General features: G+C 42.1%; 20 protein-coding genes and 1 pseudogene. 16 read left to right on the plus strand and 5 right to left on the minus strand.

Annotated features, from left to right (window positions below; translation table 11 throughout):
- Positions 1-102 precede the first annotated feature (102 nt).
- The 12 genes and pseudogenes from NYE65_RS19370 (at position 103) to NYE65_RS19425 (ending at position 10,962) form a co-directional block, all read left to right on the plus strand.
- On the plus strand, positions 103-1,332 hold the full coding sequence (locus tag NYE65_RS19370) for an acyl-CoA dehydrogenase family protein (RefSeq protein ID WP_328178345.1): 1,230 nt from the start codon (positions 103-105) through the stop codon (positions 1,330-1,332).
- Positions 1,329-2,102, plus strand: a complete 774-nt coding sequence (locus NYE65_RS19375) for an SDR family oxidoreductase (RefSeq protein WP_328178344.1) — start codon at positions 1,329-1,331, stop codon at positions 2,100-2,102. The genes NYE65_RS19370 and NYE65_RS19375 overlap by 4 nt, the downstream gene beginning before the upstream one ends.
- Before the next feature lie 37 nt (positions 2,103-2,139).
- Positions 2,140-3,750, plus strand: coding sequence for a long-chain-fatty-acid--CoA ligase (locus NYE65_RS19380; RefSeq protein ID WP_328178414.1), 1,611 nt, complete (start codon positions 2,140-2,142; stop codon positions 3,748-3,750).
- Between the two features lie 72 nt (positions 3,751-3,822).
- Entirely contained in the window at positions 3,823-4,386 is a 564-nt protein-coding gene (locus NYE65_RS19385; protein WP_340861484.1) for a TetR/AcrR family transcriptional regulator, read from the plus strand.
- A gap of 43 nt (positions 4,387-4,429) precedes the next feature.
- Complete coding sequence (locus NYE65_RS19390; protein WP_340861485.1) at positions 4,430-5,314, plus strand: 3-hydroxyacyl-CoA dehydrogenase family protein; 885 nt, start codon at positions 4,430-4,432, stop codon at positions 5,312-5,314.
- Positions 5,314-6,093 carry an enoyl-CoA hydratase gene (locus tag NYE65_RS19395; protein WP_340861486.1) on the plus strand — a complete coding sequence of 260 codons (780 nt, stop codon included), beginning with the start codon at positions 5,314-5,316 and terminating at the stop codon, positions 6,091-6,093. The genes NYE65_RS19390 and NYE65_RS19395 overlap by 1 nt, the downstream gene beginning before the upstream one ends.
- Positions 6,094-6,108: 15 nt before the next feature.
- Positions 6,109-6,504 (plus strand): annotated as a pseudogene (locus NYE65_RS19400) (acyl-CoA thioesterase).
- A 33-nt stretch (positions 6,505-6,537) separates the two neighbouring features.
- Positions 6,538-7,599, plus strand: a complete 1,062-nt coding sequence (locus NYE65_RS19405; protein ID WP_340861487.1) for a phosphotransferase family protein — start codon at positions 6,538-6,540, stop codon at positions 7,597-7,599.
- A gap of 4 nt (positions 7,600-7,603) precedes the next feature.
- On the plus strand, positions 7,604-8,362 hold the full coding sequence (locus NYE65_RS19410) for a 2-phosphosulfolactate phosphatase (RefSeq protein ID WP_328178340.1): 759 nt from the start codon (positions 7,604-7,606) through the stop codon (positions 8,360-8,362).
- 29 nt (positions 8,363-8,391) lie between these two features.
- Positions 8,392-9,171, plus strand: a complete 780-nt coding sequence (locus NYE65_RS19415) for an SDR family NAD(P)-dependent oxidoreductase (protein WP_057278992.1) — start codon at positions 8,392-8,394, stop codon at positions 9,169-9,171.
- Positions 9,172-9,188: 17 nt separating this feature from the next.
- Positions 9,189-9,968: an enoyl-CoA hydratase/isomerase family protein gene (locus tag NYE65_RS19420; RefSeq protein WP_034314172.1), complete on the plus strand. Its 780-nt coding sequence runs from the start codon at positions 9,189-9,191 to the stop codon at positions 9,966-9,968.
- A gap of 16 nt (positions 9,969-9,984) precedes the next feature.
- On the plus strand, positions 9,985-10,962 hold the full coding sequence (locus tag NYE65_RS19425; protein ID WP_057278993.1) for a quinone oxidoreductase family protein: 978 nt from the start codon (positions 9,985-9,987) through the stop codon (positions 10,960-10,962).
- Between the two features lie 69 nt (positions 10,963-11,031).
- On the opposite strand, the gene NYE65_RS19430 is transcribed toward NYE65_RS19425, so the two are convergent.
- A complete protein-coding gene (locus NYE65_RS19430) occupies positions 11,032-11,367 on the minus strand; it encodes a DUF3905 domain-containing protein (RefSeq protein ID WP_034314168.1) in 336 nt (111 codons plus the stop codon).
- A 122-nt stretch (positions 11,368-11,489) separates the two neighbouring features.
- Here NYE65_RS19430 and NYE65_RS19435 point away from each other — a divergent pair, with 122 nt between their 5' ends.
- Positions 11,490-11,654: a hypothetical protein gene (locus NYE65_RS19435; RefSeq protein WP_057278994.1), complete on the plus strand. Its 165-nt coding sequence runs from the start codon at positions 11,490-11,492 to the stop codon at positions 11,652-11,654.
- Positions 11,647-11,793, plus strand: a complete 147-nt coding sequence (locus tag NYE65_RS19440; protein ID WP_164468810.1) for a hypothetical protein — start codon at positions 11,647-11,649, stop codon at positions 11,791-11,793. The genes NYE65_RS19435 and NYE65_RS19440 overlap by 8 nt, the downstream gene beginning before the upstream one ends.
- Before the next feature lie 36 nt (positions 11,794-11,829).
- On the opposite strand, the gene NYE65_RS19445 is transcribed toward NYE65_RS19440, so the two are convergent.
- Positions 11,830-13,590, minus strand: a complete 1,761-nt coding sequence (locus tag NYE65_RS19445; protein WP_328178411.1) for a B12-binding domain-containing radical SAM protein — start codon at positions 13,588-13,590, stop codon at positions 11,830-11,832.
- A 203-nt stretch (positions 13,591-13,793) separates the two neighbouring features.
- On the minus strand, positions 13,794-14,819 hold the full coding sequence (locus tag NYE65_RS19450) for an acyltransferase family protein (RefSeq protein WP_340861488.1): 1,026 nt from the start codon (positions 14,817-14,819) through the stop codon (positions 13,794-13,796).
- A 276-nt stretch (positions 14,820-15,095) separates the two neighbouring features.
- Between NYE65_RS19450 and NYE65_RS19455 the strand changes: the two genes are divergently transcribed.
- Both NYE65_RS19455 and NYE65_RS19460 read left to right on the plus strand, forming a co-directional pair.
- Complete coding sequence (locus NYE65_RS19455) at positions 15,096-17,255, plus strand: PAS domain S-box protein (RefSeq protein WP_340861489.1); 2,160 nt, start codon at positions 15,096-15,098, stop codon at positions 17,253-17,255.
- A 463-nt stretch (positions 17,256-17,718) separates the two neighbouring features.
- Positions 17,719-17,961, plus strand: coding sequence for an aspartyl-phosphate phosphatase Spo0E family protein (locus tag NYE65_RS19460; RefSeq protein WP_034314155.1), 243 nt, complete (start codon positions 17,719-17,721; stop codon positions 17,959-17,961).
- A 292-nt stretch (positions 17,962-18,253) separates the two neighbouring features.
- Here the strand turns inward: NYE65_RS19460 and NYE65_RS19465 are convergent, their stop codons facing one another.
- On the minus strand, positions 18,254-18,985 hold the full coding sequence (locus NYE65_RS19465) for a ZIP family metal transporter (protein ID WP_034314151.1): 732 nt from the start codon (positions 18,983-18,985) through the stop codon (positions 18,254-18,256).
- 113 nt (positions 18,986-19,098) lie between these two features.
- On the minus strand, positions 19,099-20,322 hold the full coding sequence (locus NYE65_RS19470) for an MFS transporter (protein ID WP_063577806.1): 1,224 nt from the start codon (positions 20,320-20,322) through the stop codon (positions 19,099-19,101).
- Positions 20,323-20,327 lie beyond the last annotated feature (5 nt).

A 20,327-nucleotide genomic window follows, 5' to 3' on the forward strand; every position in this document is an offset into this window, starting at 1 on the left:
AAACAAAAGATTAAATTATTTGAAAAAATCAGAATCTTGTGTATATACTTTAAAAGTAATAACATACTAACCGGTTAGTAAGTTTAAAAGGAGGAATTCAATTTGCACTTTGAACATACTGAAAAGGTGAAAAATCTGGAAAAGAAGTTAACGGAATTCATGGAGAAGCACGTTTACCCAAATGAATCGACATACAAAAAGCAGCTCGAAGCACAGGAAAGCCGCTGGAGTGAAATTCCCCCGATTTTATCTGAATTGACGGCAAAAGCAAAAGAAGAAGGATTATGGAATTTATTTTTACCTGATAGCGGTTATGGCGCGGGTTTAACAAATCTAGAATATGCCCCGCTTTGCGAGATCATGGGTAGGTCGACGATAGGACCTGAAATCTTCAACTGTAATGCGCCGGACACTGGTAATATGGAAGTGTTGGTGAGATATGGCTCGGATGAACATAAAGAACGTTGGCTGAAGCCCTTGCTTGCTGGGGAAATCCGTTCATGCTTCTCGATGACGGAACCGGAAGTGGCGTCTTCCGATGCGACCAATATCGAATGCAGCATTGAAAGGACGGGTAATGAGTATGTCATCAACGGCCGAAAATGGTGGTCTTCAGGAGCAGGCGATCCCCGATGCAAGATTGCCATCGTCATGGGTAAGACAGATCCTGAGGCGGCCAAGCATGAACAACAGTCAATGATTCTTGTCCCGCTCGATACACCTGGTGTCAAAATTGAAAGAATGCTCCCTGTGTTTGGTTATGATCATGCCCCGCATGGCCATGCCGAAATCACGTTTGAAAATGTAAGGGTCCCGGCAACGAATATTCTATGGGGTGAAGGAAAAGGATTTGCGATTGCCCAAGGAAGGCTCGGACCGGGAAGGATACATCATTGCATGAGGCTGATCGGCGCTGCTGAAAGAGCACTTGAAGAATTATGTAAGCGCATTCAAGAACGTGTCGCTTTTGGTAAAACATTGGCGAGACAAGGTGTAATCATGGAGTGGGTTGCTGATTCACGGATTGAAATCGAACAAGCAAGACTTCTGACCTTAAAAGCTGCCTATATGATGGATACCGTCGGGAACAAGGAAGCGAAGGCGGAGATCGCGATGATAAAAGTGGTGGCGCCAAATATGGCATTGAATGTGCTGGACAGGGCCATCCAAGGCTTTGGAGCTGCCGGGATTTCCGATGATTTCCCATTTGCTGCTCATTGGGCCAATGCACGGACTTTAAGGCTTGCTGATGGTCCCGATGAAGTTCACCGCTCACAAGTTGCTAAAATAGAACTTCGAAAATACCAACAAAAGCATGAGGTGAAAATATGAAAGTTGCCGACTTATTCGATCTAACTGGAAAGACGGCGATCATAACCGGTGGAGGGAGAGGATTGGGAGCACAAATAGCGACCGGCTTTGCCGAAGCTGGGGCAAATGTCGTACTTTGTTCAAGGAAGAAGGAAGCATGTGACGAAGTTGCCTCGCAAATCCAAAAGCTTGGAGTCAAGGCGCTTTCCTTCAAGTGTGATATCACCAATCCGTCAGATGTCCAGGAAGTCGTTAACGAAACTTACCGTGAATTTGGTGCCATCGACATATTAGTGAACAATAGCGGGGCATCCTGGGGGGCACCAGCCGTCGACATGCCCCTTGAAGCGTGGCAGAAGGTGATGAATGTCAATGTAACCGGAACCTTTATCATGAGCCAGACAACAGGCAGGGTCATGATTGAGCAGGGACATGGGAAAATCATAAACATCGCTTCCGTTGCCGGATTAGGGGGTACCGACCCGAGGGTGCTCGATACAGTCGGATATAATACGAGTAAAGGGGCGGTCATTACTTTAACGAAGGATTTAGCCGTTAAATGGGGGCAGCATAATATCAATGTTAATGCAATCGCACCCGGTTTCTTTCCGACAAAAATGACGAAAGGGGTTCTTGAGCAAGGAAAGAATCCTATCTTGGATTCAACGCCGCTAAGAAGGTTAGGGAGTGATGATGATTTGAAAGGGGCAGCGGTCTTCCTGGCCTCAAAGGCATCTGATTTTGTGACTGGAAATATTTTGATCGTCGATGGAGGTTCACATGCAAAGTAATGAAAGGTAAGTAAATATGGCTGGAGGGTATGAAATGATGAATGAAAAAAAATGGCTTTCCGTTTATCCTGATTCAATTTCAAAGGAAATAAAAGTCCCTGAGTTCCCGATGCAAAGAATCCTTCAAAATGCATGTGAGTCCCATCCAAACAATACAGCTATTACTTTTTATGACCGAAAGATATCTTATCAGGAACTTTTTCATGCGTCGCTAGCCTTTGCTTCAGCCTTGCAAAAAAAAGGTGTTCAAAAAGGTGATCGTGTCGCCATCATGCTGCCTAACTGTCCGCAGTACGTCATAGCTTATTATGGATCATTGACAACAGGAGCCATTATCACCCAAATCAACCCAATGCTGGTTGAAAGGGAGCTGCAGCATATTTTACAGGACTCCGGTGCAGAAACGATCGTTGTATTGGATGGATTATACCCGAAAGTGAAAAGTGTCCAGCAACATTCAAATTTGAAAAATATTATCGTCGTAAGCCTGCAGACTTCGGATGCAGATTTTCAGCCTGATGCGTCTTTTGATCTATTCATGAAGACAGGAGACGGAAAAATCAATCCCGTATCAATAGATCCGGAAAATGATATAGCCGTTCTTCAGTATACAGGAGGAACGACTGGCCGTTCAAAAGGGGCGATGCTGACACACAGCAATATTCTGGCCAATGTCGTTCAAACGTATGAATTCTTCAAGCATGAATTAAAAATAGGTACTGAAAGAACGCTGTCGGTCATCCCGCTTTTTCATGTTTTTGGAATGTCGTCCGCAATGAATTTATCCGTGTATATCGCGGGTGACTCCATCATGCTGCCACGATTTGAAATAGAAGAAGTGCTGGAAACGATTAAGCGTGAACAGCCGACCACTTTTCCTGGTGTACCGACCATGTATGTAGCGTTGACGAATCATCCGAAGGCAGAAGAATATGGAATGGGCTCCATTCAGGTCTGTAACAGCGGAAGTGCACCGATGCCCGTGGAACTGCTGCGTGAGTTCGAACGAAAATCAGGTGCGAAGATATTGGAAGGCTACGGTCTTACGGAAGCTTCGCCAACAACGCATTGTAATCCGGCATTTGCAAAAAGGAAACCTGGGAGCGTGGGGATTGGTGTCCCTTCGACTGAATATAAAGTGATGGACCTGGGAGACGGAACAAAAGAAGTGGGATCTGGCGAATTGGGGGAATTGGTCGTCAAAGGGCCTCAAGTGATGAAAGGTTACTGGAATATGCCAGAGGAAACGGCGGTTACCCTAAGGGATGGTTGGCTTTATACGGGTGATATCGCCAAAGTTGATGAAGATGGATACCTCTATATTGTCGACAGGAAAAAAGATTTGATCATCGCAAGTGGTTATAATATATATCCGCGAGATGTCGAGGAAGTTCTCTATGAACATCCAGCTGTCCAGGAAGCCGTTGTCATCGGAGTTCCAGATGCTTACCGAGGGGAGTCGGTAAAAGCGGTGCTTGTACTTAAAAATAATAAAACGGCCAATGAACGGGAAATCATCGATTACTGCCGTGCAAACCTATCGGCTTATAAAGTTCCGCATTTCGTTGAATTTCGTGAAGAGTTACCGAAAACAAATGTCGGAAAGATTTTAAGGCGGGCTTTAAGAGAAGAACTCTCCAGGAAATAAAAGGGCTTTGATAGCACGAAAGCGTATGATATCAATTCAGCTGAAATTTTAACAGATTGCGAGGATGCATACATGAAAGAAAAAATGACAGAACATAGCATACGCTTATTTGAAAAGAAGGGCTTTAGTGAAACGTCGATTTCTGATATCGTCGAATCGGTAGGGGTGACGAAGGGAACGTTTTATTATTACTTTACGAGCAAAGAGCAGTTGCTAATGGATATTCATCTAGCTTATATCGACGAGTTGCTTAGTGATCAGGAAAGAATCATGTTGGAACCTGGGAAAAGCTGCAAGGATAAACTTTTCGATATGGTCTTGATGCTTTTAAAGAGCATTAAAACCAAAAAATCCAGCGCAACGGTCTTTTTCCGTGAAATGAAGAATCTAAGTGACGATAAGCTTGCACAAATCCTTCCTAAGCGGGATGAGTTCCGTTATAAAATCGAGCAAGTTCTGATTAGTGGCATCGAGAGCGGAGAACTGCGTTCCAATCTCGATGCATCGATCATCTCTTTTGCTATTTTGGGTGTGGCCAATTGGAGCTATCATTGGTTCGACCCAGAAGGTGAAAAAACCGAACAGGAAGTTGCAGCCATTTTTATGGGGATGATTCTGCAGGGAATTGAAGCGTGACCAGGTTACATACTAACCGGTTAGTCGAAGGGAGATAGAAGGCATGGCCAACAAGCAAATTCAATCAATTACCGTTATTGGGGCTGGGCAGATGGGGCATCAAATTGCGATGCTTGCTGCACTGGGAGGTTACGAAACGATTCTTCAGGATGTCCATGAAAACGCGTTGAATGCAGCCAAAGAAAAATTGGACGTCATTTTGACTAAATGGGTTCAAAAAGGAAAATTGTCTGAAGATCGTAAAATGGCTGCTTTTAGCCGTCTTCAATATACCACCGATCTTGAAAAAGCGGCCAGTGTGGCTGATTTGATCATTGAAGCGGTAGTTGAAAAACTTGATGTGAAGCAGGAGGTTTTCGCTAAACTTGAAGAACTGGCCCCAGCAGAAACCATCTTTGCCACGAATAGTTCAACGATTGTCAATAGCCTGATTGCGAGTGTAACGAATCGTCCGGATAAGTTCATTAATATGCATTTCTTTTTCCCGCCTCTAGTAATGGATTGTGTTGAGGTTGTAATGAGTGACCAAACATCCGAGGAAACAGCGAAGCTTGCAATGGAAGTCACAGAGAATATGAATAGGACAGGAGTTTTGTTGAGGAAAGAGATATCGGGATTCGTAGCCAACCGAATTTTGGGAGCGTTGCAGCGTGAGGCCTTATATTTGTATGAAGAAGGAATTGTTGACTATAAGGATATCGATTTGATTTGCAGGAAAGCTTTAGGCCATCCCATTGGTCCTTTTGAACTGATGGATCTATCAGGTATTGATGTAGGGTATTTTGTCATGCAGCAGCGTTTCAATGAAACTGGAAATCAAGAAGACAAGCCAAATGCTTGTATAGAAGAAAAGGTGAATAAAGGACATTTAGGCAGGAAAACAGGAAAAGGCTGGTATGATTATCCAAACCAAGGAGTGAAGAATTGATGACAAAATTAATTAAAGTGGTTAAGGAAAATAAGCTTGCGGTCATCACCATCGAAAATCCTCCATTAAATGTAATCAGTAAACAAGTATTCAGAGAATTGGGAGAATCTTTCGATGAACTTTCAAAAGATACTGAAACTGTTGCGGTACTCATAACCGGTGCAGGCAATATCGCATTTGCGGCCGGGGCTGATATAAAAGAATTCCCTAGCATGATGGGGAACCCGAATATGAAAGAAATAGTTAAGGAAAGTCATGCCGTCCTAACTAAAATCGAACAGTTTCCTAAACCTACGATGGCTGTATTAAACGGCCTGACCTTGGGCGGCGGATGCGAACTGGCACTGGCCTGTGATTTGCGAGTAGCTGAAACACAAGTTCAAATCGGACTGCCGGAAGTGAAATTAGGCTTATTCCCTGGAGCTGGCGGTACACAGCGTTTGTCAAGACTTGTAGGAAATGCAAAGGCAAAAGAGATTATATTTACCGGTGATCCGCTTGGTGCCGCGGAAGCGGAAAAGATCGGGCTTGTCAATAAAGTCGTTGAGCAAGGCAGCGGCTTATCGGAAGCGAAAATCTTGGCCTCACGAATGACAAGGCACTCACTTCAGGCACTTTCGAGAATCAAGAAGGCGATTAATGAAGGAAGTGAGGCAACACTTGAACAAGGTCTAGAGATTGAAACGAATCTTTTTGAAGAAATCTTCCAAACTGAAGATGTTAAAGAAGGGGTTTCCGCTTTCTTGGATAAACGTAAACCTGCTTTCGTACATCGTTAATCAAGGAGGGGCCTTATGCATGAATTGGAAGTCAACGTCCGTTTTTCCGAAACGGATGCTTTGGGCCATATCAATAACACAAGCTATTTCGTATACCTCTAAGAAGCACGCCTGAAATTTTTTGAAGCTTTAGGCCTAGCGACAAATGTAGAATCTTGGAATTTTTTGTTAGCCTCCACTAAATGCGACTTTATTGCTCAGGGATATTTCAATCAACTCTTGACCATTCGTACATCTTTGACAAAGGTAGGTACGAAAAGCTGTGATATGGTCCATGATATCCTCTGTTCACAAACTGGGGAAGTGATTGCTAAAGGAAGTGCAGTTTTAGTCTGTTTTAATTTTTTGAAACAAAAAAGTGAACCTATTCCTGAATTTATTAGAAAAGCTCATTTCACATCTTGTTCATAATTAGAATGACAAAGTCTAAAGGAGTGGAAGAACATGGTTGACGATACGATTCCTGTTCGGCCCGGCGAGGAATTGAATATTGGTGCATTAGAAGGTTTCCTAAGAAAAAATGTATTGGACCTTCCAAATGAACCGTTGGAATTAAAACAATTTTCTATGGGCTATTCCAATTTGACCTATCAGCTGAAAGTTGGTGAGTGGGAGGCTGTTCTCAGAAGGCCGCCGCTTGGCCCTGTTGCTCCAAAGGCACATGATATGAAGCGTGAACATCATATCCTTTCCTCAATCAACCCATATTTCCAAGCAGCTCCCGAGCCTATTCTGTTCTCGGATGATGAATCGGTTGCGGGGGCCCCTTTTTTCCTAATGGAAAGGAAACATGGAATTGTAATAGATACTGAATTTCCAAAGGGAATCGAGCCTACTGTTGAAAAGTGCCGACAGCTTTCATATGTGATGGTGAATCGGCTTGCTGATCTTCACTCGATTCCCTATGAGAAAACGGGTTTGGTCGAAATATCCAAACCTGAAGGGTTCATTGAAAGACAAGTACACGGATGGATTTCCCGCTATGAGAGAGCAAAGACTGCTGAAATAAAGGAAATACGTCCGCTTATTAATTATTTTCAACAGAATATCCCGAAGTATAGCCAGACTTCAATAATCCATTATGACTATAAGATCAATAATGCCATGTTCAATCAGGGCCTTACAGAGATGGTTGGTTTATTTGATTGGGAAATGTCCACCGTTGGTGATCCGCTAGCCGATCTAGGAGTGGCATTAAGCTACTGGACTGAAAGCGGTGACCCGGAACTTATCAAAATCGGTGTGGGTCAAGCGTCCGTCACGACTTTAACTGGTTTCCTGACTCGAAGGGAGTTTATCGAGGCGTATGCAGCAAGAAGTGGCAGGGATGTTACCAACGTCGATTTTTATTTAACCTTTGGTTATTTTAAGTTAGCTGTCATCCTTCAGCAAATCTATTATCGATATAAAAAAGGCCAGACTGATGATCCCCGTTTTTCCAATCTTGGAAAAACGGTGAAAAGCTTACTCACTCATGCTGCAAATGTAGCTGCGAAGGAAGTTTAATAAAATGGAATATATTCAAAACATTCATTTACTACTAAAAAAAGAAGAGATAGATGTGGAAAAGCTTCAAGAAGGGGAGAAAGTTGCGGTCATCCTGGATGTGTTATTAGCGACTACCACGATTATTTCAGCACTTCATGATGGAGCACGCCAGGTGATACCTGTCATGGATCCACTGGATGCCTTGGTGAAAAGCCAGGACTTGGACCATGGGGATTTTGTAGTGGCAGGAGAACTAAAAGCAAAGCCGGTTGATGATTTAATGTATCCAAGTCCAACGCTATTGAGTAAGTTGGTACGCGGCAAAACTTTAATATTGTCCACTACTAATGGAACGGTCGCGTTGAGAAATTCAGCCGCTGCCAAAAGGGTTTATATTGCTTCTTTGTTGAATAATCCGTCTGTTGCGGAAAAAATAAAAAAGTATCATAAAACAGAAACGATCCTCATCGTTTGTTCGGGAAATTCAGGTGAATTCAGTCTGGAAGACTTTTACGGTGCAGGCCATTTGATAGATTGCCTGATTGCTGGATCACAAGGTACGTTCATACTCAACGATGCAGCAAAGGCTGCCAATGCGCTTTATCGCACGAATAGCGAAAATGCCTTTGATATCCTGAAATCATCGTATGTCGGACAGTTGTTTGACAAACATAGTTTGATCCCCGATTTGGAATTGGCGGCGCAAAAAGGTTCGTTTGATCTTGTACCAGAGTTGGTGGATGGAAGGATCGAAGCGGAATTGAAAAGGCAGGAAACGTAGTTCGAAAATACAGATAAGGAGTGAAGGGGATGAGGTTTTCGCAGTCAATAGCGGTGGTGACAGGTGCAGGCTCTGGTATTGGGAAAGCTACGGCGATGCGCTTGTCGGACGAAGGGGCAAAAGTGCTGTTGGTAGGGCGGACGAAAGGAAAGCTGGAGGAAGCAGCTGCAGAAATCAATGCCAGGCACCCGATTCCGGTTGCTGATATTTTCCCTGCAGATGTTACCGTCGAGGAAGAGGTAATGGAGCTGGCCAAGTTTGTGAAGGAAAAATATCGTGACCTTCACATTTTAATCAATAACGCAGGTGGTTCAAAGTCCTCGAAGCTCCTGGATACATCTGCAGCTGATTGGGATATGATTCAACATGTCAATTTGAAAAGTGTCTTTCTAGTTTCCAAGTATTTGGGTAAATTGATGGAAGAAGGAGCTAGTGGCGGAAATGAAGGTTCCAGCAATCGGGCAATCGTGAATGTGGCTTCACTGTCAGGACATCAGGCAGGAGCGTTCATCCCGCATTACAGCTCTGCTAAAGCCGGAGTCATCAGTTTAACGAAATCTTTGGCACTGGAACTCGCTGCAGTCGGCATTCGGGTCAATTCCGTATCGCCGGGATTCATTGAAACGCCATTGACGGAGGATGGACTGCAAAATGAAAAATTCGTAAAGTCCATTCAACGGAACACGGCACTGGAAAGAGTGGGGAAGGCGGAGGAAATAAGTAATGTCATTACCTTTGCTGCTTCCCCGGAGGCTTCCTATATGACTGGTACGGATTTATTGGTGGATGGCGGCTGGTTGATCAAATAGAAAAAGGGGATGGGTAAATGTTAAAAGAACACTTATTGAAAGAAGTAATCGATAATGTAATGATCCTGACTTTGAATCGCCCTGAAAGCTTGAATGCATTTAGTCCGGATATGATTGCAAGCTTAACGAAAGCGATTAAGGATGTTAAACAAACACCGCATATAAGGGCAGTCATCATCAAAGGTGCGGGAAGGTCATTCACTGCAGGAGGCGATGTGAAGTCAATGGGGCAGGCCTCTGCAGGTCAATTGTATGATCATGTTGGCAGAATGAATGAATGCATATTGGCTCTGGATGCTTCCGAGGTTCCTGTAATCGCTGCCGTCCATGGATTTGCTGCTGGTGCAGGATTCAATTTGGCACTCGCCTGTGATCTGATCGTGGCTTCAGATGATAGTCAATTTGCCATGAGTTTTTCACAGGTAGGCCTGATCTCTGATGGAGGGGGTTCGTATTTTTTACCTAAATTAGTAGGGCCCCACCTTGCAAAGCAGCTTTTCTTTTCGGCCGAGCCAATTTCTGGGGAACGCTTATATCAGCTAGGTGTCATTAATTATTTATATCCACTCAATCAACTTGAAGAGGAATCATTGAAACTTGCGGTAAAACTGGCAAATGGACCGACAAAAGCATATGGGATGATGAAAAAGCTCGTCAGCCATTCATTTACGGCTACACTTGATGAAATACTGGAACAGGAACGTATTACGCAAACCTTGATGGCTTCCACGGAAGATCATCTGGAGGGGGTAGCGGCATTCAAAGAAAAAAGAAAGCCGGAATTTACAGGAAATTAATAAGGGAGGGATAAAGATGAAAGCTATTCATTTTGAAGAATACGGCGGACCGGAAGTGCTGAAATTGACTGAAATGGAAAGACCTGTGCCAACAGGGCATGAAGTTCTGATTGAAATCGATTGTGTAGGCGTCAATTATGCAGATACAGCCAGAAGGGAAGGGCAATATGTAGTTCCTACGCCGCTTCCGTTCATTCCCGGTGCGGAAGTGGCCGGCGTAGTGGTAGAAGTTGGTGGAAAGGTGACCAAAATCAAACCTGGTACAAGGGTCGTCAGCTTAATTGAATCTGGTGGATATTCAGAATATGCCCTTTCTGATGAATTCTCGGCCATTCCGCTTCCTGATGCCATTCAGTTCCATGAAGCTGTTGCCTTGCCCCTCCAAGGTCTGAGCGCCTATCATATTCTTAAGACAATGGGACGCATGCAACAGGGTGAAACGGTATTGGTCCATGCTGCTGCTGGGGGAGTGGGATCGATTGCCGTACAGTTAGCCAAAATCTTCGGGGCTGGAAAAGTGATTGCCACCGCCAGTACAGTGGAAAAGTTGGAACTGGCTAAAGAGATGGGGGCAGATGAACTCATTGATTACACGCAAGAAGGATGGGAAATGAAAGTCCGTGAGGTCACGGGAGGAAAGGGAGTAGACGTCGCGCTGGAAATGGCTGGAGGGGATATTTTCAATAAAACGTTGAAATGTTTGGCTCCCTTTGGACGTCTTGTTGTTTTTGGTAATGCAAGTCGTAAGCCTTATACGATGAACCCGCAGCAATTAATGAGGCGCAATCAATCCGTCGTGGGTTTTTTCCTGCCACAGATCATGAAACACCCGGATTTGCTGTTGCCTAGCATTCAAGACCTTTTTGCATACGTTGCGTCTGGGGAGCTTAAGTTAACTATCGGGGGCATCTACCCAATTGAAAAGGCAGCAGCCGTTCATGAGGAAATGAACGCCCGGCAAACGAAAGGGAAGTTGATTTTGCAGGTTAAATGAGAATAAGGGGTGTATGATGCACCCCTTCTAGGATTTCACTTGTTCCTTTGACCCTAAAGAAAGCACGCCTCAATCCGTATCAGTGCTAACATCTTTATCTGGATGCATGAAAGGCGGCTGCGGAGCTATTTTAGACTCTAATAGTTGGCGGTTTTCAGTTGAATTCCAGCCTATATCATTGGTGGGGTGTACCCATTCGTCTCCAGCCATGATTTCTGGGTCTGTATCTTCGCTCCAGTTTTCGAGTGGTGAGTTTTCAGAGGCATATTTACTGTCGCCAATGACGACTCCATAATCATTGACGAATGGAGCCTGTGGTTTTATACCGGTCCCTTTAAAGCTTGGTGCGTTAATTTGGTGTGGCTGTGTATCGTTGACAATTGGTGAATCCAATTTCTTTTTCATGTAGTGTCTCCCTTTTCGTTTTACGGTTATTTTTCTCGTCTGTCCCTATATTATCCCTGAATAATTTCCGGCATTTTTACCCCATTCTAAAAGGTAAACTATATTAAAAAGGGTGGATGAAAATGAAACGGAAAGCCAATGTGGATGGAGCTGTCAAAGCAAGTAAAACGCCAAAAAGAAATCAAGCTGAAAATGAATTTTCCAATGAGTTCGCAATGGAGGAAAATGCAATGAAAGGTGCCAACCGCAATTCAAAGCAAGGCAGAAAAGGAAGAAGTAATGGATAAAGAAAAACGGAACAGCGGGGAAAAGATGGGTGAACATGTACGAACTGAATTTGGAATCGAATTCAGCGGCGATATGAACGCAACTAAAATTTATGAAATTTTGGCAAAAGAAAATAAAAAACGTGAAAGTGATAAGTAAAAAAGGACGGACCCAGCCTTGGGTCCGTCCTTATTATTAAAGGATGATGCTGCCGGATTTTGAAAGAGGGAAAATCGTTGATCCCTTACCACTCGGATCAAAATAGGCAAGCATGAATGAAGGTTTATCGACGATTGTTCCCTCGGCTAAATACGTTTTCAAATCAAAGGGAAGTGCCTCGAGCAACGTGTGTTTGTGTATTTCTTTTTCATTTAGGGCCAAAGCGGTGAAAGAGGAACCAAGCTGTTCAGGCTTATTGAGAATATATTCATATATCTCTTTCCGACCACTTTTATCTAATGAAGCTTCCCACCAAGGTTTACGTGGTTTGTATTTTTGATTCATGAAATAATCCAATTTCATGAGTCCGATAATGTTTTTCAGTTCGGCAGATTCCCGGGAAGCCAAAAACTGCTGTAAACGTCTGAACAAGTCTTCAAGCTGATGGCCGATTCGTGACCACCCTTGTTCATCCCAATAGGTACCGAAATCTTGAAAGAAGTCGAACGGTGATTGAAATACCGTTTTGACAAGATATTCCGTAGTATGATCCATTCTATGATCGTTCCAGTATTTTTCAAGTACATCTTCAACTTGTTTAATGCGGACAATGTCATCGAAGGATAAAACATTATTCCCCAATATTTCATAAGGAGCATGTTCGCTGTATATATATTGGTGTTCATCGGCTCGTATCCGTAAGCCGGTTCCACGAAGCATCTTTAAGAAACCAAGCTGCATCTCTTCGGGTCTAAGCTCGAAAACATCATTGAAGGTCTTTCGGAAAGAATGATAATCTTCTTCCGGTAAACCGGCAATAAGGTCTAAATGCTGATCAATTTTCTGACCATCTTTTACCATGGTTACGGTCCTGGTCAGTTTTTCGAAATTCTGTCTTCTCATTACTAGATCATTCGTATGATCATTCGTCGATTGTACGCCTATTTCAAAGCGGAACAGTCCTGCAGGGGCATTGTCGTTCAAGAACTGGATAACTTCCGGACGCATGATGTCCGCCGTGATCTCGAACTGGAAAACCACACCGGGAAGATGCTCATCGATTAAGAATTGAAACATCTCCATGGCATAGCTTCGGCTAATATTGAAGGTTCGGTCAACGAACTTAATGGTCTTTGCACCATTAGCCATAAGGTACCTGATATCTTCTTTAATCTTTTCACGATCAAAATACCTGACACCCACTTCAATCGATGAAAGGCAAAATTGGCAGCTGAACGGGCAACCTCGGCTAGTTTCGATATAGGTGACACGTTTAGATAGGTCGCCGCGGTCTTCCTCCAAACGATATGGAGAAGGGAGGGATTTTAAATCAACCTTGCCGTTCTGAGGCTGGATGATTTTTTTTCCATCCTGTCGGTACGCAATGCCGCCGATCTTCTTATAGTCATTCGAACCTTCAATTTCAGATAAAAGGGCCTTGAAGGTGACTTCACCTTCACCGATTACGATGAAATCAGCCCCGGGAATCTGATCAAGCCATTCCCCAACATCATAGGTGACTTCAGGTCCGCCGAGAATGATGACCAATTCCGGGTTGATTTTTTTAAGCATGGCTACGACTTTCATTGTTTCCTCGATGTTCCAAATATAGCAGCTGAACCCTATGACATCAGGTTTTTTGGAATGAAGGTCACCAACGATGTTCATAATTGGATCTTTTATCGTATATTCTGCCAGCTGGACATCATAATCAGGCTGGGCGTATGCTTTTAAATATCGGATGGATAGCGATGTATGGATATATTTTGCGTTAAGAGTACTGATTATTATATTCATGTTAAGGGCGTAAAAGAAACGCCTGGCTCCTTTCGTGTACATGTCTTTTTAAGCCAACAAGCACTAACGAGTTATTTTACCATAGCGTGCTCCATTTGAAAAATGAGTAATGGTATTGAAGGGGAATCTTTTCTGCTTGAAAGTCGGATAAGAAATCGAATTTGAAAAAACGGATAAAGCAGGAAATGCTTCATCCGTTTTATTTAAAACGCTTGTTTAATATAGTCTTTCGTTTTAGTCATGAATCGTTTTGTTTTGGTCGCCTTCAATTCGATAATCGGCTGTGCCATGGAAGCGATCATTTCACTTGATAATAACACGGTAATCAAGAAAGAGAGTCCGGCGAGCATGATAAAGCTCTCTGTATTGCTGAAGTATTCCTGTATGGTGCTTTCGCGGAAGAAACGAATGAAGAAACCATGCAGCAGATACACATAAAGGGTTTGTTTACCCCAATTCGTAAAGAAATATTGTCTGCGTGGGATGAACGAAAGGAAGCTGAACACTGAAATGATGCTCAATCCATAAAATCCCAGGCGTTTAAACATGGACACGATTGTCGCATCTTCAAGTTCGGCATATGGTTTCGAACCGAGCAGCCATTTATAATTAATATCGGTATTTAAATAAAAACCGATAAAAATCACTAACATGACAATAAGTGATGCCAAACGAACTTTGGGAGTGAATAGTTTTTTTAAATGTTCCTTGCTTAAATGGTACCCAATCAAAAACATCGGGAAAAAAACGAATGTCCTGGAGAGACTAAGGTAATTGGAAATATTGTCTATATAACCAATCAATAATGCGATTATTAAAGATAAACCTATGGCTACTGATGGCTTTAACTTTGAGAAACCAAGCAGCATGATGTTCCAACAGAATAAACTGATCAAGAACCATAGCGACCATTGGGGGTCAAGCAGGTCTACAGTGATGGCAGAACGTTCATATAAGAAATAATAGTAAACGGTATATATCAATTGGAAAATGATGTAGGGTAAAATCAGCTTTTTAGTAATTTTACCTAAATACCCTTTTTGATAAAAACCTTTCGCAAAGAATCCTGAAACAAGGATAAAGGCAGGCATGTGAAAGGAATAAATGGTTTTATATAAAGCATATATCGTTTCACTGTCATGTATATACGTATTCAGCAAATGACCAAAGACGACAAATGCCATGAGAATGAACTTGGCGTTATCGAAGAAAAAATCACGTTGTTTCATTATTGCCTCCATTTAATAAATTTTAAGGTAGCTAGAAAGCATTGTTATTTCTTATTCCCTAAATACCTTGTACTAAATCATTATTTATTAAATTTATTATAAAAACCTTAAATTAAGCTTAACGCTAAGTTTTACAGCATTCAATATACTATCATTTGATATATAGGTTAATTTTGGATAAAGGTGTTTGCGCTGATTTTCAAAAAATACCGAGGAAAATCAAGATGGATGTCGAATAAGGTTGGGTAGGTATGGGTTTTGATGAGGGGGGTTAATATGAATATCGGTTATGAGAATGAAACGGAATATAAACAGGAAATTTTAAAATTGAATAAACAGATCGAAGGGTTTCTGAATATGTTCGATTCAATGTCAGAGCCTTATATCAGGGTTGATGAGGAACTGCGTCTCACTTATGCCAATGATGCCGCTTGTGCCCTGCTGGAAACACCTAAAGCTCAACTGGAGTCCATGAGGATAACTGATTTTCTCGATGTCATCCCTTTAAATAATCAGGAAGTGTCAAGCACCCTAAAAACCTCGAATGAAAGTGAAAGGCAAATTATCCAGCTACATACCGGAGCCCTTAAGCAAATAGAGTTTATACGAATGGGATCACTTTCCGAAGGACAGCAGTTCTATCGTTTGGGGGATGTGACATTGGATGTTTCTTCGTCAAGGGAAACAGGGATGTCAAGACAGATGTTTTTGGAAATTTTCGATACAGCCATAGAAAGCATCGTTCTATTCGACAGTTCAGGAATAATAATGGAAGTGAACCATGCCTTTATCCATGCCTTGGGCATTCCGAAAAAAGAGATTGTCGGTAAGAATATGAGGGACCTCATCTCCCCAGATTATAGGGGATATTGGGACGAGAGCATACAAAGAGCCTTTGATGAGTCGAACTATAAAGGGGAGGTAGAGATAAAGGTCGGGGATGAACTGCATCATTTTACTTTTTCGATAAGTTCAACGGTAGGAAATGAACTATATATGTCTGTGCTTGGAAGAATTACAGAATCAAATATAATAGAAAAAAAGTTAGAGACGAGCGAACGGATTTTTGCGGAATTATTCGACCAGTCTATGGATGCAATCATATTCTGGAATGATGACGGGATCATTTTTCGAGTCAATCATTCAGCATGTAAAATATTCGAATCCAGCAGGGAGGATTTGATTGGCAGTTATATCTGGAAATACGTTTACAGCAACAATCACCATTTTAATCAGATGATGGAAACGTTTGAAAGAGACACCCAGGTGCGGGGTGAGCTGATTTATAAAATGCCTAATAACCAAATTAAATTGCTAGAATTGACTGCAAAAAAACATGAAGGTGACGGATATAACGTAACGATCTTTCGAAATGTCAGTGAGCGCTGGCTGATTGAGAAGGAATTAAGGGATAGTGAGAAGAAGTTCAGGAAGATTTTTGAGGGAACATTAGACGGCCTGATTTTATGGAATCATGAAGGGTTCACGGATATTAATGAAGCGGGTCAGAAAATATTGGAGATTTCGAAGCGCAAACTGCTTTCTTTATCTGTTAAGGGGTTCATCGAAAAAATTCCTGAAAATGCTCCAGAATTGAACTCTCACATTGAAAATGTTTATAAGCATGAGGTATACTCCTCCATCATTCCGATAACATTCGAAGATGGAAGAGTTAAGCATATTGAATTTTTGACGAGGAAAAATTTATATTCGAATCTGAATTTAAGCATTTTCCGTGATGTGAGTAAAAATCTCGAAATGCAGGAACAAATCCGTAAATCGGATACTTTGAATGTCGTTGGTGAATTGGCGGCAGGTATTGCTCACGAAATCAGGAATCCAATGACAGCTTTAAAAGGTTTTATCCAGTTGCTTGAGGATGGTGTTAAAGGGGAGTTTTCCACATATTTTCATGTGATTACATCCGAAATTAAGCGAATCGAAACCATTATCACGGAATTTTTGGTTCTGGCAAAGCCGCAGGCGCTAAAAGTTTTCAAACAGGACGTTCATACCATATTGAGAGAGACACTGGAATTACTGGCCGCTCAGGCACTGTTGGAAAATATTCAATTCGAGACAAACTTTGAAGAAGATGAATGTAAGGTTTTATGTGAAGCGAACCAGTTAAAGCAAGTGTTCATTAATATCATCAAAAATGCATTGGAAGTCATGCCGGATGGCGGATCTGTTCACATTAAAACAAGCCGATTTTCAGAGAAATACGTTTGCATTTCAATTACTGATAAAGGCATGGGGATTTCAACGGAAATGCTAAAAAAATTGGGTGAACCTTTTTATACGACGAAGGATAGGGGAACAGGACTGGGGCTCATGGTCAGCTATAAAATCATTGAAGAACACAATGGCTATATAGAAGTGGAAAGCGAAGTGGGAAAAGGGACGAGCTTTCATATTTATTTGCCATTCGAGTAATGTAGAAGGGGATGCTCTATACCTTTCTTAAGTTAACGGAAAGCATGGATACTTCATTAGGGATCCTTTATCGGATTCCTTTTTTGTTCCATCATCATTATCCTGGGATTTCAAATGAGGGTTGAATGATAAACATTTTTGCTTCACTTAAGGGGCTGTCCTGCTTTTAAATCATTGAAAAATTATTTGCTCGAATTGAATAAGCGAAAACTAATAATAGCATCCAAATAGGGGAATCTTTCAAAGCGATTTTCGGAGCTGGCTTCATATGAAATCTTCCTGATCAATATATGATGCTTATGCTTAGGAATTTCCGTCATATCCTGTCTGCTGATGGACCAAGCCATATCGCAATTTAAGAAGTTTTGTCTTTTTTTGCGAATCTATTTACATATAAGGCATATTTTGTAATACTTCTTTATTATAATGTAACTTTAAAAGGGCAGGAGTAGTGAATGTAGTTATGAATTCTAGGTGTGCAACGGAAATTTGTTCTGAGATTCGAATGAAGCGTTGGGAAATGATGGAGTTGGCGAAAATGTATGGACTTGGCCATGAGTATACCCTTCGCCAAAGTGAGCAGCTTGACAAACTTATAAATGAGTATCTGATCCTTCAACATCATTCATCAGTGGAAGTGAGAAATAAGCGAGATGAAATGGTTGTTATTGTACAGCAGCCCTTTAATGAAGACATTTCCTTTTAGAAGGAACTGAATGCCTTGACTTTTTATATTAGCAGGCAAGAGACAATCAACTTTGTGTGATTTCTGGTGAAATGAATCATATCTGAAAACAAATAAAGAAAGACTTATATAAACAAGAATATATCTTTTGAATTTCCTTTGGATTTGGGGTATATATCGAGGGGAGGTCACCAGAAGGTGTCCTTCGTGCATAGGATTGTTTTAGAAGTCTTAATTTTTCTGAATGGATTACATGATAAATAAAAAGTAAGAGCTGACTCACTTGATGGAGCCAGCCATGGAAGTACCGCAATTATAAAATTTCCAATAATATGACCATGAACAAAAGGCCGATAATGAAGGAATAGGTGGATGTGCGTTCATTACCATCCCCATGGCTTTCGGGAATCAGTTCCTTATAAACGATGAAAAGCATGGCCCCGGCGGCGAAAGCTAGGCCGTAAGGAACCAGGAACCCAATGTAAGAGGTTAAATAATAACCCAGTAAGCCTGTAATTATTTCGATGGTGCCGGTTAAGGTTGCAATCAGGAATGCTGTGAGTTTACCGATTTTTTGATTAATTAAAAACAAGGCGACCAGTAAGCCTTCCGGAGCATTTTGCAGGCCGATGGCAAAAGCGATCAAGTTACCTGTATCAGCTGTATCAGAGGCGTAACTGACCCCGACAGAAAGCCCCTCAGGAATATTATGGAGTGTAATGGCAGTGATGATGAGCAAGGCCTTTTCATCGAACTGAATACCACTTTTCGTATGGCTGAGATCGATATGAGGAATGTTTTGTTCCATGATCGTTAATGTCATTACCCCGAGAAAAACCCCAATTACCAGCTGAATATACCCTCCGGTGGCCAGAGACTCCGGGATCAGGCTCAATAACGAAGCAGCCATCATGATTCCAGCGGTAAATGCCAGTAGCGTGTCTCTGAATCGATGTGTGATTGAACCTTGAATGAACAAGATCGGTAACGCACCAAACCCTGTAGACATGGCAGATAGGATGCTTCCTAATAAAACTCCACTCATAAATTTCTCCTTTGTAAGGTACTTATCGTTACTTCTTTGCGAATTTTTGGGTGAAACAATAATTCATTGTATTTAGACATAAAGAATATGTTCCTGGAAAAAACCATTTTGCATCAATCTTCTGCATACCATTTTTTCAATGTTAGATCAGACGGTAGCAATATGCTGATGATCCCCAGTAATGGCAGGAATCCCACTAGTTTAATCATGGATTCAATTCCAATTATATCTGCAATGGCTCCCAATGAAACGGATCCAATGGCACCCATTCCGAAGGCTAAACCTACGGTCAAGCCTGCCATCGTACCGACTTTTCCCGGGACCAATTCCTGTGCGTATATTACCGTGACGGAAAAACTGCTCATAATAATGAATCCCGCTATCAATAATAAGATAAAAGCGGCTGTAGGAGGTACGAATGGTAAAAGTGCGGTTATTGGCATGCTGGCAGCGAAAGAAAAGAAAATGATGTTTTTACGTCCGAATCTATCAGCAAGCGGGCCTCCGAAAAAAGTACCAACAGCACCAGCTGCCAAAAAGGCAAATAGGAAAAATTGTGCGGCTTTTATCGTGAATGAATACTGTTCGATCAAATAAAAACTATAAAAGTTCGTCATGCACGATACATACCAGGAACGGGCAAAGATTATGAATAAAATCAAAACCAGGGCTTTGGCCACTTTATGGGACCGCTCTTTATTGATTATTTTTGCAGCAAGCTTTTTAGGCTGGAAGTGAACTAATTTTTGGGAATACCAATTGGCAATATACAGCAGTAGGATAACGGCCATTAAGGCAACCAGGGCAAACCAGAGTGCGCCCTTTTGACCAAATGGAACAAGTACGATGGCTGTGATGAGTGGGGCAAGTGCCTGCCCGCTATTCCCGCCGACCTGATAAATGGATTGTGCCAGGCCTCTCTTTGGTCCGCCTGCCATGTAGGCAACCCTGGAGCCTTCCGGATGGAATATGGCCGACCCTAAGCCCATCAGGATGACTGCACCAAGGATAATGGTATAGTTTGGGGCAATTGCGAGAATGATGACCCCGATTAAAGTACTGGTCAACCCAATGGGCAATGCATATGGAAACGGTTTTTTATCCGTATAAAACCCAACTGCCGGTTGCAGGAGCGATGAGACGATATTCAGGCAGAATGCAATCATTCCAAGCTGTGTATATGAAAGCGACATTGATTTTTCGAGGATTGGGAACATGGCCGGTACGACGGCCTGAAGAGAATCATTCATTAAATGGCATATGCCTATGATGATCATGATTTTCAGAGTCATATCTTGTTTTTGCGTTTTTGTTTTAATGGCAGCGATACTTCCCATCTGTA

It is taken from the genome of Peribacillus sp. FSL R5-0717, assembly GCF_038002945.1.
In the GTDB taxonomy this organism is placed as follows: domain Bacteria; phylum Bacillota; class Bacilli; order Bacillales; family DSM-1321; genus Peribacillus; species Peribacillus frigoritolerans.

Bases quoted from the DNA above. Each gene is read 5' to 3' on its own strand.
- NYE65_RS19450 (WP_340861488.1), bottom strand. From the start codon at position 14,819: ATGAAACAACGTGATTTTTTCTTCGATAACGCCAAGTTCATTCTCATG.
- NYE65_RS19375 (WP_328178344.1), top strand. From the start codon at position 1,329: ATGAAAGTTGCCGACTTATTCGATCTAACTGGAAAGACGGCGATCATA.
- NYE65_RS19390 (WP_340861485.1), top strand. From the start codon at position 4,430: ATGGCCAACAAGCAAATTCAATCAATTACCGTTATTGGGGCTGGGCAG.
- NYE65_RS19395 (WP_340861486.1), top strand. From the start codon at position 5,314: ATGACAAAATTAATTAAAGTGGTTAAGGAAAATAAGCTTGCGGTCATC.
- NYE65_RS19425 (WP_057278993.1), top strand. From the start codon at position 9,985: ATGAAAGCTATTCATTTTGAAGAATACGGCGGACCGGAAGTGCTGAAA.
- NYE65_RS19430 (WP_034314168.1), bottom strand. From the start codon at position 11,367: ATGAAAAAGAAATTGGATTCACCAATTGTCAACGATACACAGCCACAC.
- NYE65_RS19410 (WP_328178340.1), top strand. From the start codon at position 7,604: ATGGAATATATTCAAAACATTCATTTACTACTAAAAAAAGAAGAGATA.
- NYE65_RS19460 (WP_034314155.1), top strand. From the start codon at position 17,719: ATGAATTCTAGGTGTGCAACGGAAATTTGTTCTGAGATTCGAATGAAG.
- NYE65_RS19440 (WP_164468810.1), top strand. From the start codon at position 11,647: ATGGATAAAGAAAAACGGAACAGCGGGGAAAAGATGGGTGAACATGTA.
- NYE65_RS19420 (WP_034314172.1), top strand. From the start codon at position 9,189: ATGTTAAAAGAACACTTATTGAAAGAAGTAATCGATAATGTAATGATC.
- NYE65_RS19380 (WP_328178414.1), top strand. From the start codon at position 2,140: ATGAATGAAAAAAAATGGCTTTCCGTTTATCCTGATTCAATTTCAAAG.
- NYE65_RS19435 (WP_057278994.1), top strand. From the start codon at position 11,490: ATGAAACGGAAAGCCAATGTGGATGGAGCTGTCAAAGCAAGTAAAACG.
- NYE65_RS19470 (WP_063577806.1), bottom strand. From the start codon at position 20,322: ATGGGAAGTATCGCTGCCATTAAAACAAAAACGCAAAAACAAGATATG.
- NYE65_RS19465 (WP_034314151.1), bottom strand. From the start codon at position 18,985: ATGAGTGGAGTTTTATTAGGAAGCATCCTATCTGCCATGTCTACAGGG.
- NYE65_RS19415 (WP_057278992.1), top strand. From the start codon at position 8,392: ATGAGGTTTTCGCAGTCAATAGCGGTGGTGACAGGTGCAGGCTCTGGT.
- NYE65_RS19405 (WP_340861487.1), top strand. From the start codon at position 6,538: ATGGTTGACGATACGATTCCTGTTCGGCCCGGCGAGGAATTGAATATT.
- NYE65_RS19445 (WP_328178411.1), bottom strand. From the start codon at position 13,590: ATGAATATAATAATCAGTACTCTTAACGCAAAATATATCCATACATCG.
- NYE65_RS19385 (WP_340861484.1), top strand. From the start codon at position 3,823: ATGAAAGAAAAAATGACAGAACATAGCATACGCTTATTTGAAAAGAAG.
- NYE65_RS19455 (WP_340861489.1), top strand. From the start codon at position 15,096: ATGAATATCGGTTATGAGAATGAAACGGAATATAAACAGGAAATTTTA.